12 protein-coding genes are annotated in these 14,457 nt (G+C 67.4%); 8 read left to right on the forward strand and 4 right to left on the reverse strand.

Features of this window, described 5'->3' with window-relative positions; all coding sequences use genetic code 11:
* Positions 1 to 311: 311 nt before the first annotated feature.
* Positions 312 to 1,427: a 3-deoxy-7-phosphoheptulonate synthase gene (locus tag GT347_RS18585; RefSeq protein ID WP_160553622.1), complete on the forward strand. Its 1,116-nt coding sequence runs from the start codon at positions 312 to 314 to the stop codon at positions 1,425 to 1,427.
* Positions 1,428 to 1,446: 19 nt separating this feature from the next.
* On the opposite strand, the gene mpl is transcribed toward GT347_RS18585, so the two are convergent.
* Entirely contained in the window at positions 1,447 to 2,832 is a 1,386-nt protein-coding gene (gene mpl, locus GT347_RS18590; protein ID WP_160553623.1) for a UDP-N-acetylmuramate:L-alanyl-gamma-D-glutamyl-meso-diaminopimelate ligase, read from the reverse strand.
* A gap of 62 nt (positions 2,833 to 2,894) precedes the next feature.
* On the opposite strand from mpl, the gene GT347_RS18595 reads away from it, so the two are divergent.
* From GT347_RS18595 to GT347_RS18625, 7 genes are all read left to right on the forward strand, one after another.
* Positions 2,895 to 3,479, forward strand: a complete 585-nt coding sequence (locus GT347_RS18595; RefSeq protein WP_160553624.1) for a hypothetical protein — start codon at positions 2,895 to 2,897, stop codon at positions 3,477 to 3,479.
* Positions 3,480 to 3,491: 12 nt separating this feature from the next.
* Positions 3,492 to 4,043, forward strand: a complete 552-nt coding sequence (locus tag GT347_RS18600) for a TlpA family protein disulfide reductase (protein WP_160553625.1) — start codon at positions 3,492 to 3,494, stop codon at positions 4,041 to 4,043.
* Positions 4,044 to 4,198: 155 nt separating this feature from the next.
* A complete protein-coding gene (accB, locus tag GT347_RS18605; RefSeq protein ID WP_160553626.1) occupies positions 4,199 to 4,657 on the forward strand; it encodes an acetyl-CoA carboxylase biotin carboxyl carrier protein in 459 nt (152 codons plus the stop codon).
* Between the two features lie 7 nt (positions 4,658 to 4,664).
* Positions 4,665 to 6,014, forward strand: a complete 1,350-nt coding sequence (gene accC, locus GT347_RS18610) for an acetyl-CoA carboxylase biotin carboxylase subunit (RefSeq protein WP_160553627.1) — start codon at positions 4,665 to 4,667, stop codon at positions 6,012 to 6,014.
* Positions 6,015 to 6,027: 13 nt separating this feature from the next.
* Entirely contained in the window at positions 6,028 to 6,918 is an 891-nt protein-coding gene (gene prmA, locus GT347_RS18615) for a 50S ribosomal protein L11 methyltransferase (protein ID WP_160555427.1), read from the forward strand.
* Between the two features lie 44 nt (positions 6,919 to 6,962).
* On the forward strand, positions 6,963 to 8,060 hold the full coding sequence (locus GT347_RS18620) for a DUF3426 domain-containing protein (RefSeq protein WP_160553628.1): 1,098 nt from the start codon (positions 6,963 to 6,965) through the stop codon (positions 8,058 to 8,060).
* Between the two features lie 56 nt (positions 8,061 to 8,116).
* A complete protein-coding gene (locus GT347_RS18625) occupies positions 8,117 to 9,010 on the forward strand; it encodes a carbohydrate kinase family protein (protein ID WP_160553629.1) in 894 nt (297 codons plus the stop codon).
* Positions 9,011 to 9,100: 90 nt separating this feature from the next.
* On the opposite strand, the gene GT347_RS18630 is transcribed toward GT347_RS18625, so the two are convergent.
* The 3 genes from GT347_RS18630 to GT347_RS18640 all read right to left on the reverse strand — a co-directional run bounded on the left by GT347_RS18630 (position 9,101) and on the right by GT347_RS18640 (position 14,239).
* Entirely contained in the window at positions 9,101 to 9,781 is a 681-nt protein-coding gene (locus GT347_RS18630) for a histone H1 (RefSeq protein WP_160553630.1), read from the reverse strand.
* Between the two features lie 188 nt (positions 9,782 to 9,969).
* Positions 9,970 to 11,160, reverse strand: coding sequence for a ribonucleotide-diphosphate reductase subunit beta (locus tag GT347_RS18635; RefSeq protein ID WP_160553631.1), 1,191 nt, complete (start codon positions 11,158 to 11,160; stop codon positions 9,970 to 9,972).
* A gap of 157 nt (positions 11,161 to 11,317) precedes the next feature.
* Positions 11,318 to 14,239 carry a ribonucleoside-diphosphate reductase subunit alpha gene (locus GT347_RS18640; RefSeq protein ID WP_160553632.1) on the reverse strand — a complete coding sequence of 974 codons (2,922 nt, stop codon included), beginning with the start codon at positions 14,237 to 14,239 and terminating at the stop codon, positions 11,318 to 11,320.
* Positions 14,240 to 14,457 lie beyond the last annotated feature (218 nt).

The raw sequence follows: 14,457 nt of genomic DNA on the forward strand, positions 1-14,457 counted from the left end.
GTCTGGTTTCTCCTGTCCCGCCTCCATGACGGGTGCGCGATTATGCCGTCGGGCTGCACTGTGTCCTGGCAGCAACGCGGAGCATCCGGGCCATGCTCTGTGCTACATTCGCCGCTCATGCAAACCCGCGCCTACTCCTTTTATTTCTGGTTTCCGTCCACCGGCGGACCGGAAGCGCGCGCGTAAAAGCAAACACCTTCCCCGGAACCGCCGAGCTGAAAAGCCCGGCGGTTTTTTTTTGCCCCCAGCGATCCCGCAGATTTTGATTTCCTAGACAGCCGATCAGCCCGAACAACGAGGAGCCCCGCAACATGAACGCCCCCACCGCCACCGAGCCCTGGTACCCGCACGTCGAGAAGACCAGCAGAACCGACGACGAACGTATCAAGGACATCACCGTGTTGCCGCCTCCCGAACATCTGATCCGCTTCTTCCCGATCCGCGGCACCGCGGTCGAGAACCTCATCACCGGCACCCGCGGCCGCATCCGCGACATCATGGGCGGCACCGACGATCGGCTGCTGGTCATCATCGGCCCCTGCTCGATCCACGATCCGGCCGCCGCGGTGGAATACGCCCGCCGCCTGGTGGTGCAGCGCGAGAAGTACGCCGACACGCTGGAGATCGTGATGCGTGTCTACTTCGAGAAGCCGCGCACCACGGTCGGCTGGAAGGGCCTGATCAACGACCCCTACCTCGACGAGAGCTTCCGCATCGACGAAGGCCTGCGCATCGCCCGCCAGCTGCTGATCGACATCAACCGCCTGGGCCTGCCGGCCGGCAGCGAGTTCCTCGACGTGATCTCGCCGCAATACATCGGCGACCTGATCTCCTGGGGCGCCATCGGTGCCCGCACCACCGAAAGCCAGGTGCACCGCGAGCTGGCCTCGGGCATCTCGGCGCCGATCGGCTTCAAGAACGGCACCGACGGCAACATCCGCATCGCCACCGACGCCATCCAGGCGGCGGCGCGCGGCCACCACTTCCTGTCGGTGCACAAGAACGGCCAGGTCGCCATCGTGCAGACCAATGGCAACCAGGACTGCCACGTCATCCTGCGCGGCGGCAAGGCGCCCAACTACGATGCGGACAGCGTCGCCGCGGCCTGCGCCGATCTGGAAAAGGCCGGGCTCAATCCCAAGCTGATGGTCGACTGCAGCCATGCCAACAGCAGCAAGCAGCACGAGCGCCAGCTGAATGTGGCCCAGGAACTCGCCGCGCAGATCTCCGGCGGCTCGCGCAGCGTGTTCGGCGTGATGGTGGAAAGCCATCTGCAGGCCGGCGCGCAGAAGTTCACGCCGGGCAAGGACAACGCCCACGCGCTGCAGTACGGCCAGAGCATCACCGATGCCTGCCTGGGCTGGGACGACTCGCTGCAGGTGCTTGACGTGCTCTCCGCCGCCGTCAAGGCGCGCCGCCAGGGCTGATGGCCCGGCCGGCCGCGGCTCAGCCCTTGGCGGCGAGCCCGGCCAGCAACAGCTCGTGCACGCCGCCGAAGCTGCCGTTGCTCATGCAGACGATGTGATCGCCCGGCTTGGCGGCGGCGAGCACCTGCGCCACCAGGGGCTTGATCGCCTCGGCGGTGCGGCCGCGCTCACCCATGGGCGCCAGGGCTGCGGCCGCGTCCCAGCCCAGTCCGCCGACGTGGCAGAAGGCCAGGTCGGCATCCTTGAGCGCTGCCGGCAGCTGCGCCGCCATGGTGCCCAGCTTCATGGTGTTGCTGCGCGGTTCGAACACCGCCAGGATGCGGCTTTCGCCGGGCTGCCGGTCGAGCTGGCGGCGCAGGCCGTCCAGCGTGGTGCGGATGGCCGTCGGGTGGTGGGCGAAGTCGTCATAGACGGTGACGCCCCCGACCTGGCCGCGCACTTCCATGCGTCGGCGCGGGCTGAGGAATCCGCCCAGCGCCAGCGCCGCGTCGGCCGGCGCCACGCCCAGGTGCTCGGCCGCGGCGATCGCCGCCAGGGCGTTGTTCTGGTTGTGCACGCCGGTCAGGCCCCAGCGCACCTGGCCGACGGCCTGGCCATAGGCGAGCACGGAGAAATCGCCCGGCTCGCCTTCCGCGATGAAATCGGCCAGCACCGGGCCGAAGCGGCGCAGCTCGCTCCAGCAGCCTTGCGCCAGCACCCGCTCCAGTGCTTCGTCGCCGCCGTTGGAGACGACACGGCCCTGGGCCGGCACGGTGCGCAGCAGGTGGTGGAACTGCCGCTCGATGTCGGCCAGGCTGGCGAAGATGTCGGCGTGGTCGAACTCCAGGTTGTTGAGCACGGCGGTGCGCGGCCGGTAGTGCACGAACTTGCTGCGTTTGTCGAAGAAGGCCGTGTCGTATTCGTCCGCCTCGATCACGAAGGCGCTGCCGCCGCCGAGCCGCGCCGACACCCCGAAATTCAGCGGCACGCCGCCGACCAGGAAACCCGGCTTCAGGCCGGCCTGGTCGAGGATCCAGGCCAGCATGGCGGTGGTGGTGGTCTTGCCATGGGTGCCGGCCACGGCCAGCACATGGCGGCCGTGCAGCACATGCTCGGCCAGCCATTGCGGACCGCTGGTGTAGCGCGCGCCCGAATCGAGGATGGCCTCCATCAAGGGGAACTTGGGCTGGCCGTCCGGCAGGCGGGCGCGGCTGACCACGTTGCCGACCACGAACACATCGGGCTTCAGCGCCAGCTGATCGGCGCCGAAACCTTCGATCAGATCGATGCCCAGCGCGCGCAGCTGGTCGCTCATCGGCGGATAGACCCCGGCATCGCAGCCGGTGACGCGGTGGCCGGCCTCGCGTGCCAGCGCGGCCACGCCGCCCATGAAAGTGCCGCAGATGCCGAGGATATGGATATGCATGGCGCCGAATTCTAAGGACCCCCGGCTGGCACGGGCTTGCGCTTGCAGGGAGAATTGCGGACATGGAAACCGCCACCGCCGAGATCGCAGCAGCCGCCGCCCGCATCGTCGTCGAGGAGGGGCTTGAATACGGCCCTGCCAAGCGCCGCGCCGCCAAGCAGCTCGCGCTGTCCGGACGGGCTCCGCTGCCGGACAACGTGATGGTGGAAGACGCGGTGCGCGAGCACATCGCCATTTTCTGCATCGACACCCAGCCGGCCGAGCTGCGCGCCCTGCGCGAGCTGGCGCTGGTGTGGATGTCGCGCATGGCCGAGTTCCGGCCCTACCTGGGCGGCGCCGTCTGGCACGGCACGGCCACCCGCCTGTCCGATATCTATATCCAGATGTTCTGCGACGACTGCAAGTCGGCAGAGATCGCGCTGATCGACCACCATGTCGATTACGACCCGCAGACGGTCACCGGCTTCAACGGCGAGCCGGTGGAGGCGCTGACGGTGGCCGGGCGCTCGCCCGCGCTGGATGTCGTCGTGGGGGTACACCTGATGGTCTACGATCTGGACGACCTGCGCGGCGCGCTGCGGCCCGACAGCCGGGGCCGCACGCCGCGCGGCGACATCGCCGCCCTGCGGGCCCTGCTGGCCGAATGACCTGAAAAGCCCATGACCGAACCCGATCCCGCCGCCGCTCCAGGCGCATCGCCGACACGCCGCCAGGCCACCGTATGGGCAACCGCGGGCCTGGCCGTGCTGGCCGGCGCGGGCTGGGCCTGGCAGTCGCGCCGCTCGGATGCGGGCGACAGCAGCGCCGCCCTGTGGCAGCAAAGCTTCGACAAACCCGACGGCACGCCGCTGGATCTGGCCGGCCTGCGCGGCGGGCAAGGCCGTCTGGTGGTGAATTTCTGGGCCACCTGGTGCCCGCCCTGCGTGGCCGAGCTGCCGATGCTCGACCGCTTCCACCAGGAACACGCGGCCCGCGGCTGGCAGGTGCTGGGGCTGGCGGTGGATACGCCGAGCTCGGTGCGCAAGTTCCTGGCCGGCCGGCCGGTGGGCTTCCCGGTCGGCATGGCCGGCCTGCAGGGCACCGATCTTTCGCGTGCCCTGGGCAATGCACAGGGCGGTTTGCCCTTCACCGTGGTGCTTGATCCGAACGGCCGCGTTCTTCATCGTAAAATCGGTCAACTCTCCGAGAGCGACCTGTCCCACTGGCTGTAACTAGCAGTTTCCGGGCCTCTCGTCCACTTCACGGCAGTTGCGCAAAGTTCGGTGGCGGTTTCGTTAAAAGACCGCTGATCAACGTAATTTAGTACCAAGTTGCGGTACATTCGCGCTCTGTTTTTTTAAGGCACCCGTTCGGGTGACCCGCCCCCATGGATCTGCGAAAACTCAAGACCCTGATCGACCTCGTCTCCGAGTCGAACGTTTCCGAGCTGGAAATCACCGAAGCCGAAGGCAAGGTGCGCATCGTCAAGGGTGGTGGCGCCGTGGTGCAGCAATACGTGCAGGCGCCCGTGGCCGCCGTTGCGGCACCCGCGCCCGTCGCCGCCGCGGCACCCGCGGCTGCGGCCGTAGCCGCCGCGCCGGAAGCGCCGGCCGGCCATATCGTGAAGTCGCCGATGGTGGGCACGCTCTACCACGCGTCCAGCCCCGGCGCCGCCGCCTTCGTGCAGGTGGGCAGCCAAGTCAAGGAAGGCGACACGATCTGCATCATCGAGGCGATGAAGATCCTCAACGAGATCGAAGCCGACAAGACCGGCACCGTGATGCAGATCCTGGCGGAGAACGGCCAGGCGGTGGAATACGGCCAGCCCCTGTTCGTGATCGGCTGAGCGCGCGATGTTCAAGAAGATCCTGGTTGCCAACCGCGGCGAGATCGCTCTGCGTGTGCAGCGCGCCTGCCGCGAGATGGGCGTGACGGCGGTGATGGTCTATTCCGAGGCCGACCGCGACGCCAAGTACGTCAAGCTGGCCGAGGAGGCCGTCTGCATCGGACCGGCGCCCTCGGCCCTGTCCTACCTGAACATGCCGGCCATCATCTCGGCCGCGGAAGTGACCGACGCCGAGGCGATCCATCCCGGCTACGGCTTCCTGAGCGAGAACGCGGCCTTCGCCGAACGCGTCGAGAAGAGCGGCTTCCAGTTCATCGGCCCCACGCCCGAGTCGATCCGCATCATGGGCGACAAGGTGTCGGCCAAGGTGGCGATGATCAAGGCCGGCGTGCCCTGCGTGCCCGGCTCCGAAGGCGAGCTCGGCGATGACCCGGCGGTCATCAAGCGCATCGCCAAGGCGATCGGCTATCCGGTCATCATCAAGGCCGCCGGCGGCGGCGGCGGCCGCGGCATGCGGGTGGTGCACACCGAGGCGGCGCTGATCAACGCGGTGCAGATGACCAAGGCGGAGGCGGGTGCCGCCTTCAACAATCCGGCCGTGTACATGGAGAAGTTCCTCCAGAACCCGCGCCACATCGAGATCCAGATCCTCGCCGACAAGCACAAGAACGCCGTCTACCTGGGCGAGCGCGACTGCTCCATGCAGCGCCGCCACCAGAAGGTGATCGAGGAAGCGCCGGCGCCGGGCATCCCGCGCAAGCTGATCGAACGCATCGGCGAGCGCTGCGTGGCCGCCTGCAAGAAGATCGGCTACCGCGGCGCGGGCACCTTCGAGTTCCTCTACGAGAACGGCGAGTTCTACTTCATCGAGATGAACACCCGCGTGCAGGTGGAGCATCCGGTGACCGAACTCATCACCGGCGTGGACATCGTCAAGACCCAGATCATGGTGGCGGCCGGCGAGAAGCTGCCCTTCACCCAGCGCGACATCGTGCTGCGCGGCCATGCGATCGAATGCCGGGTCAATGCCGAGGACCCGTACAAGTTCACGCCATCGCCGGGCCGGATCACCACCTGGCATGCGCCGGGCGGCCCCGGCATCCGGGTGGACTCGCATGTCTACAGCAACTACTTCGTGCCGCCGAACTACGACTCGATGATCGGCAAGATCATCGCCCATGGCGACACCCGCGAGCAGGCCATCGCCCGCATGCGCACCGCGCTGCTGGAGACGGTCATCGAAGGCATCAAGACCAATGTGCCGCTGCACCGCGAGGTGATGGTCGACGCGCGTTTCCAGGAGGGTGGCACCAACATCCACTACCTGGAAGAGTGGCTGGCCGCGCACAACCGCTGAAGGCGACATGGCCCTGTACGAACTGCACCTGCTGGTGCCGGAAGACCGCATCGAATCGGTCAGCGATGCCCTGGAGGCGCTCGAAGCGCTGTCCGTTGGCGTCGAGGACGCCGATGCGCAGACCCCCGCCGAGCAGGCGCTGTTCGGCGAGCCCGGCATGCCGCCGCCGCGCGAGGGCTGGCAGCGTTCGCGGGTGACCGCGCTGTTCCCCGACGAGGCCGCCGCCCGCGAGGCATCGGCCCTGCTGCAGGCGCAGGACTTCTTCGACGGCTGCAGCGTGCAGGACATCGGCCCGGTGCCCGAGCAGGACTGGGTGCGCCTGACGCAGTCGCAGTTCGCGCCGGTCGAGATCACGCCCGAGTTCTGGATCGTGCCCACCTGGCACGAGCCGCCCGCCGCCGCGCGCCGCATGATCCGCCTGGATCCCGGCCTGGCCTTCGGCACCGGCACCCATCCGACCACCCGCATGTGCCTGCGCTGGACGGCCGGCCGCCAGCCCGGCGAACTGGGCCGCGTGCTGGACTACGGCTGCGGCTCCGGCATCCTGGCCATCGGCGCGGCGCTCTACGGCGCCACCGCCGTGGACGCGGTCGATATCGACGAAGCCGCAGTGCAATCGACCCGCGACAACGCGATGGCCAACGGCGTGCTGCTCAACGCCGGCCTGCCCGACCTGGCCTGCGGCGAATACGGCACCGTGCTGGCCAACATCCTGGCCACGCCGCTCAAGGTGCTGGCCCCGCTGCTCTGCAAGCATGTGGCCGCGGGCGGATCGCTGGTGATGGCGGGCATCCTGTCGCGCCAGGCCGATGAGCTGAAAGAGGCTTATGCGCCGTATCTGGCACTGTCCGTCGCCGACGAGGAAGACGGCTGGATCCTGATGACGGCGAACCGGCCGGCCTGAGTGGCCGGGAGCGTGGGCAGCGCTGCCTACAATCGGGGCTGCCCATGAGCCTGTCCACACGCTGTCCCTCCTGCGGGACGACCTTCAAGGTCGTGCCCGATCAACTGAAGGTCTCCGACGGCTGGGTGCGCTGCGGCAAATGCGCCGAGGTGTTCGATGCCACGGCGCACATGCGGGGGCCGGTGGAAGCGGCCGCGGCCGAACTGGCGCCCGTCTCCCCACCGCCGGCGGAGGAGCCGGCCGAACCGGTTTCCCGGGTCGAGCCTGGCCTGGAGGACCCCCCGCCGTTCGAAGCTCCTGAATCGCCTCCGCCGGCCGAACCCCCGGCTGAACCCGAACCCGAACCCGCCGTCTGGCGCCGCCGCTCGCTCGCCGCGCGTGTGGTGCTGCACGGCGAAGTCCTCGAACGCCCCGAGCCCGTGCTGCACGAGGAGCCTGAGCAGCCCGGGGAGGACGAATCCTCCTACATCGACGTGCCCTCGGCCCTGCTGCTGCAGACCGCCGACAACGACGAGCCCCAGCAGTCCCTCTACCAGCCGGCCTTCGTGCCGCCGACGCCCGATGCCGGCACGCCGGAGGCGCGAGCGCAGGCCGAAGCCGGCGATGCCGCCGCCACGCTGCGCGACCTGCAATTCGTGCGGGTGGCCGAGCGGCGCGCCTTCTGGCAGCAGCCTCTGGTGATGCTGGCGAGCGCCGCCGTCTGCCTGCTGCTGGCGGCCGCGCTGCTGCTGCAGATCGCACGTGCCGAGCGCGATCGGCTGGCTGCCCATCTGCCGGGGCTGAGGCCGGTACTCGAATCCCTGTGCGTGCCGCTGCGCTGCGAGCTCGCGCCGCTGCAGCGCATCGAAGCCATGGTCATCGACAGCTCCACCTTCAACAAGGTCAGCGGCGAGTTGTTCCAGTTCGATGTCGAGGTGCGCAACACCGCCGGCATCCCGCTGGCGATGCCGGCCCTGGAACTGACGCTGACCGACAGCCAGGACCTGCCGTTGCTGCGCCGGGTGCTGTCGCAGCAGGAACTCGGCGCATCCGCGTCGCTGCAGGCCGGCGGCGCCTGGACCGGCAGTCTGCCGGTGCGGCTGCAGCCGCCGCTGGCGGCCGACCGGGTCGCGGGCTACCGCGTCCTGGCCTTCTATCCCTGACGGAGCGGCCGCACCGGTCCGTCCGTCCCTTTCTTTCATCGACCACCACAAGACCTATGGCAGCCATCATCTGCGGTTCCTTCGCCTTCGACACCATCATGGGCTTCGAGGGCCGCTTCGCCGAGCAGATCCTTCCGGACCAGCTGCACATCCTCAACGTGTCCTTCCTGGTGCCCTCGCTGCGGCGCGATTTCGGCGGCTGCGCCGGCAACATCGCCTATGCCCTCAAGGCGCTGGGCGGCACGCCGCTGCCCATGGCCACCGTGGGCGCGGACGGCGCTTCCTACGTGGCGCGGCTGGAGGAACTGGGCATTTCCACCGAATACGTGCGCACCGTCGCCGACACCTTCACCGCCCAGGCGATGATCATGACGGACCGCGACAACAACCAGATCACCGCCTTCCACCCCGGCGCGATGATGCAGGCGCATGTCACCCGGATCGTGGCGCGTGAGGACGCCAAGGTCGGCATCGTCTCGCCGGACGGCCGCGATGCGATGCTGCAGCACGCGCGCCAGTTCGCCGAAGCCGGCATCCCCTTCGTCTTCGATCCGGGCCAGGGCCTGCCGATGTTCGACGGCGCCGACCTGCTGGCCTTCATCGAACAGGCCAGCTGGGTCACCGTGAACGACTATGAAGGCCGCATGCTGTGCGAACGCACCGGCCTGAGCCTGGCGGACATCTCGCGCAAGGTGCGCGGCCTGGTGGTCACGCTGGCGGCCGAAGGCTGCGAGGTCTGGGTGAACGGCGAACGCACCCATGTGGCGGGTGTGGTGCCGGCCGCGGTGGTCGACCCCACCGGCTGCGGCGACGCCTGGCGCGGCGCCCTGCTGTTCGGCCTGGAGCAGGGCTGGGACCTGGTCCGTTGCGCGACCCTGGGCAACAAGGTGGGCGCGGCCAAGGTGGCGCAGCGCGGTCCGCAGAACTACACGCTCGACGGCGTGCTGTAAGCCCGCAGGGGGCGCGCGCTGCGGCGCGCTCCGGGCAAAAAAAAGCCCGATGCCGGGAGGCATCGGGCACGAGACGAAGTCTCGCTCCGATCAGGGCTTGGTGCCGGTCGGGAAGGGCCAGGCGGCTTGCGGGCTCAGCGTGGTCTGTGCCGAAGGTGCGGCTGCGGGCGCTGCGGCGCTGCTGGCAGGGGCAGGGGTCGCGGCGGCCTTCTTGGCAGGCGCGGCCTTCTTTGCAGCAGCCTTCTTGGCGGGAGCGGCGGCCTTCTTCGCCGGTGCGGCGACAGCCTTCTTTGCCGGTGCAGCGACCTTCTTGGCAGGAGCGGCAGCCTTCTTGGCGGGAGCAGCGGCCTTCTTCGCAGGCGCGGCAGCCTTCTTGGCAGGTGCAGCGGCCTTCTTCGCCGGTGCGGCGGCCTTCTTGGCGGGAGCAGCAGCCTTCTTGGCCGGTGCGGCCTTCTTTGCCGGTGCAGCAGCCTTCTTCGCCGGTGCGGCCTTCTTGGCAGGCGCAACAGCCTTCTTGGCCGGTGCGGCCTTCTTCGCAGGTGCCGCAGCCTTCTTGGCGGGCGCTGCAACCTTCTTGGCCACGGCCTTCTTCGCCGGTGCCGCTGCCTTCTTGGCGACAGCCTTCTTTGCAGGTGCGGCGGCCTTCTTGGCGGGCGCTGCAGCCTTCTTCGCTACCACGGCCTTCTTGGCCGGTGCTGCTGCCTTCTTCACGGCGACAGCCTTCTTCGCAGGGGCGGCCTTCTTGGCGGCCGGTTTTTTCGCAGTTGCCATTATTTTCTCCTTGGTCACATTACAAAGAGCACTCCGCCCGTTCGTTCGACGGCGGAATGATCCATGGGGCTGAAGCGCAGAGCTTCAGCCCCATGAACGCAGGAACGCCCGCCACCGCCGCGCTCTGGCGGCGCGGTGAGTGGCAGGCGTGAATCGGAAGCCATGGGGGTGTTTGCAGGACGTGCCTTCTAGTCCCAGGAAAGGGCGCCGCCGGACTGGTACTCGATGACACGCGTCTCGAAGAAGTTGCGTTCCTTCTTCAGGTCGATCATCTCGCTCATCCAGGGGAACGGGTTTTCCTCGTTGGGGAACAGCTGTTCGAGGCCGATCTGCGTGGCGCGGCGGTTCGCGATGTAGCGCAGGTAGCCCTTGAACATCGATGCGTTCATGCCCAGCACACCACGCGGCATGGTGTCTTCGGCGTACTTGTATTCGAGCTCGACGGCCTTCTGGAACAGGTCCTTGATCTCGGCCTTGAACTCGTTGGTCCAGAGCTGCGGGTTCTCGAGCTTCAACTGGTTGATCAGGTCGATGCCGAAGTTGCAGTGCATCGACTCGTCGCGCAGGATGTACTGGTACTGCTCGGCAGCTCCGGTCATCTTGTTCTGCCGGCCCAGCGCCAGGATCTGGGTGAAGCCGACGTAGAAGAACAGGCCTTCCATCAGGCAGGCGAAGACGATGAGCGACTTCAGCAGGGTCTGGTCGGTCTCGAAGGTGCCGGTGTGGAAATGCGGGTCGCTGATGGCCTCGATGAAGGGGATCAGGAACTGGTCCTTCTCGCGGATCGAGGCCACTTCGTTGTAGGCGTTGAAGATCTCGGCCTCGTCCAGGCCCAGCGACTCCACGATGTACTGGTAGGCGTGCGTGTGGATCGCTTCCTCGAAGGCCTGGCGCAGCAGGAACTGGCGGCACTCGGGCGCGGTGATGTGGCGGTAGGTGCCCAGCACGATGTTGTTGGCGGCCAGCGAGTCGGCGGTCACGAAGAAGCCGAGGTTGCGCTTGACGATGCGGCGCTCGTCCTCGGTCAGGCCGTTGGGGTCCTTCCACAGCGCGATGTCGCGGGTCATGTTGACCTCCTGCGGCATCCAGTGGTTGGCGCAGGTGGCCAGGTACTTTTCCCAGGCCCACTTGTACTTGAAGGGGACGAGCTGGTTGACGTCGGTCTTGGCGTTGATGATGCGCTTGTCGGCGGCATTCACGCGGCTGTGGCTGACCGGTGCGATGACGGGTGCGGCCTTGGCCTGGAGGGGTGCATCGGCCGCAACTGCGAGGGCCGGTTGGGGCTGGGTTTGAGGCTGCGTTTGCACCGGCGCAGCAGGCATGTCGCCGTGCGTTGCAGACGGCGTTGTGGGCTTGACTTCTTCGTCCCAGGACAGCATAGGTTTTCCGATCATTCGATTATGAAAGCAGGCCTGCGAAATGAAAAGCGGCTGTCACAGCTGCACGCATCTCGCAGGCCTCGCATGTTGTGTTGGTGCATCGTGCGGAGCCTGTCTTTCGACCGCATCCGCACGATGTCGACGAGCCCCTCGGGCCTTACTGGCAGGCCTCGCAGCCCGGGTCGTCGATGGCGCAGAACTTGATGTCCGTGGCCGGTACGGCGGCAGCCTCCGCCTCGGCTTGTGCACGGGCCTGCGCGGCTGCTGCTTCCAGTGCCGAAGGCGCTGCGGCCTGCGACGAGGACACGGCATTGAGGCGGCCCGAATGCACGGTCGACTTCTCGGCGTGCGTGGCACTGATGGTGCGCAGGTAGTAGGTCGTCTTCAGGCCGCGGGTCCAGGCCAGCTTGTAGGTGTCGTCGAGCTTCTTGCCCGATGCGCCGGCCATGTAGATGTTGAGCGACTGGGCCTGGTCGATCCACTTCTGGCGACGTGCCGCGGCTTCCACCAGCCAGGTGGTCTCGACTTCGAAGGCGGTGGCGTAGAGGGCCTTGATCTCGCCCGGCACGCGGTCGATGGGGCGCAGCGAACCGTCGAAGTGCTTCAGGTCCATCACCATCACGTCGTCCCACAGGTTCAGGCGCTTGAGGTCACGCACCAGGTAGGCGTTGATGACGGTGAATTCGCCCGACAGGTTGGACTTGACCGAGAGGTTGCCGAAGCAGGGCTCGATGGATGCATCCACGCCGACGATGTTGGAGATGGTCGCGGTCGGCGCGATGGCCACGCAGTTGGAGTTGCGCATGCCGTCGGCGGCGATCTTCCTGCGCAGCGCGTCCCAGTCCATGGACACGGAGCGGTCGACTTCCACATAGCCGCCGCGGGCCTTGGCCAGCAGGTCCAGCGAGTCCAGCGGCAGCACGCCCTTGGACCACAGCGAACCTTCGTAGCTGCTGTAGCGGCCGCGTTCCCTGGCCAGCTCGGTGGAGGCCCAGTAGGCGTAGTAGCAGATGGCTTCCATCGACTTGTCGGCGAACTCCACGGCCTGCTGCGAGGCGTAGGGGATGCGCAGCTGGTAGAGGCTGTCCTGGAAGGCCATCAGGCCCAGGCCCACCGGGCGGTGGCGCATGTTGGAGGCGCGGGCCTTCTCGACGGCGTAGTAGTTGATGTCGATCACGTTGTCGAGCATGCGCATCGCGGTCGAGATCGTCTTCTTGAGCTTCTCGTGGTCGACGCCGCCGTCCTTCAGGTGGTGCGACAGGTTGACCGAGCCCAGGTTGCAGACGGCCGTTTCGGTGTCGCTGGTGTTGAGCGTGATCTCGGTGCAGAGGTTGGACGAGTGCACCACGCCCACATGCTGCTGCGGCGAGCGCACGTTGCAGGCGTCCTTGAAGGTGATCCAGGGATGGCCGGTCTCGAACAGCATGCTCAGCATCTTGCGCCACAGGTCGTTGGCGGGGATGGTGCGCGAGGGCTTGATATCGCCGGCCTTGGCCTTGGCTTCGTAGGCCACGTAGGCGCGTTCGAAGTCGTCGCCGAAGAGGTCGTGCAGGTCGGGAACGTTGGAGGGCGAGAACAGGGTCCAGTCGCCCTTTTCCATGACACGGCGCATGAACAGGTCGGGGATCCAGTTCGCGGTGTTCATGTCGTGGGTGCGGCGGCGGTCGTCGCCGGTGTTCTTGCGCAGCTCCAGGAACTCCTCGATGTCGAGGTGCCAGGTTTCCAGGTAGGTGCAGACGGCGCCCTTGCGCTTGCCGCCCTGGTTGACCGCCACGGCGGTGTCGTTGACCACCTTCAGGAAGGGCACGACGCCCTGCGATTCGCCGTTGGTGCCCTTGATGTGGGAGCCGAGCGCACGCACGCGGGTCCAGTCGTTGCCCAGGCCGCCGGCGAATTTCGACAGCAGCGCGTTTTCCTTGATGGATTCGTAGATGCCGTCCAAGTCGTCGGGCACGGTCGTCAGGTAGCAGGACGAGAGCTGCGAACGCAGCGTGCCGCTGTTGAACAGCGTGGGGGTCGACGACATGAAGTCGAAGGACGACAGCACCTCGTAGAACTCGATGGCGCGCGCCTCGCGGTCCTGCTCGCCCAGCGCCAGGCCCATGGCCACACGCATGAAGAAGGACTGCGGCATTTCGATGCGCGTCTTCTTCACGTGCTGGAAGTAGCGGTCGTACAGGGTCTGCAGGCCGAGGTAGTCGAACTGCTGGTCGCGTTCGGCCTTCAGGGCCTTGGCCAGGCGGGGCAGATCGTATTCGCCCAGGCGTGCATCCAGCAGCTCGTTATCGATGCCCTTCTGGATGAACTGGGGGAAGTACTCGATGTAGGCGGCACCCATTTCGGCGGGCGCGGTTTCGCGGCCGAAGACTTCGCGGGCGATGGTGTGCAGCAGCAGGCGGGCCGTGACGTAGGTGTAGTCAGGGTCCTTCTCGATCAGGGTGCGGGCGGCCAGGATGGCGGCCTTGAAGACCTCGTCGATCGGCACGCCGTCGTAGAGGTTGCGCATGGTCTCGGCGACGATCGGGTCGGCCTTGACGTCGGCGCCCAGGCGCTCGCAGGCCGAGGCGATCAGGGCCTGCAGGTTGTTCAGGTTGAGGGCGACACGCTGGCCGTTGTCGGTGACATGCAGCACCGGGTGCGCGGGCGTGGCTTCCTCGATCTGGCGGGCGCGCTCCTGGGTGCGGCGTTCGCGGTAGAGCACATAGGCGCGGGCGACTTCGTGGTGGCTGCCGCGCATCAGGCCGAGTTCGACCTGGTCCTGCACGTCCTCGATGTGGAAGGTGCCGCCGCCCGGGCGCGAACGCACCAGGGCGCGGGCCACGTTCTGGGTCAGCACATCGACCGTCTCGCGCACGCTGGCCGAAGCCGCGCCGCCGGTGCCGTGCACCGCCAGGAAGGCCTTCATCATCGCCACGGCGATCTTCTGCGGCTCGAAGGGCACCACCGCGCCGTTGCGGCGGATGATCTGGTAGTGCGACAGCGCGCCGAACGAAGGCGTGCCGCTGGTGGTATCCGAAGCTGCGGGGGCCTGGAAGGGGGCGCCGGCGGTCGGGCTCGGCGTGCTGGTGGCGATGGACATGCGGTGTTCCTCTTGCGTCGTTGTGAGATGGCCTGGGCTTGCGGCGCGGTGGCGGCGTAACGCAAGAAGGAGGCCATCTGGTCGGGCTGGGCCGATAAACGGAGCCCCCTAGATACAGGGGGTGACAGCGATTCTAGACACTATAGATAGTGGTTCAAGGACCAATTTCAGCACCGGCTCAAGGAGCTTCGGGGCCGATGGGCGGTCAAACGCCCGTG

Source organism: Xylophilus rhododendri (genome assembly GCF_009906855.1).
In the GTDB taxonomy this organism is placed as follows: Bacteria; Pseudomonadota; Gammaproteobacteria; order Burkholderiales; family Burkholderiaceae_C; genus Xylophilus; species Xylophilus rhododendri.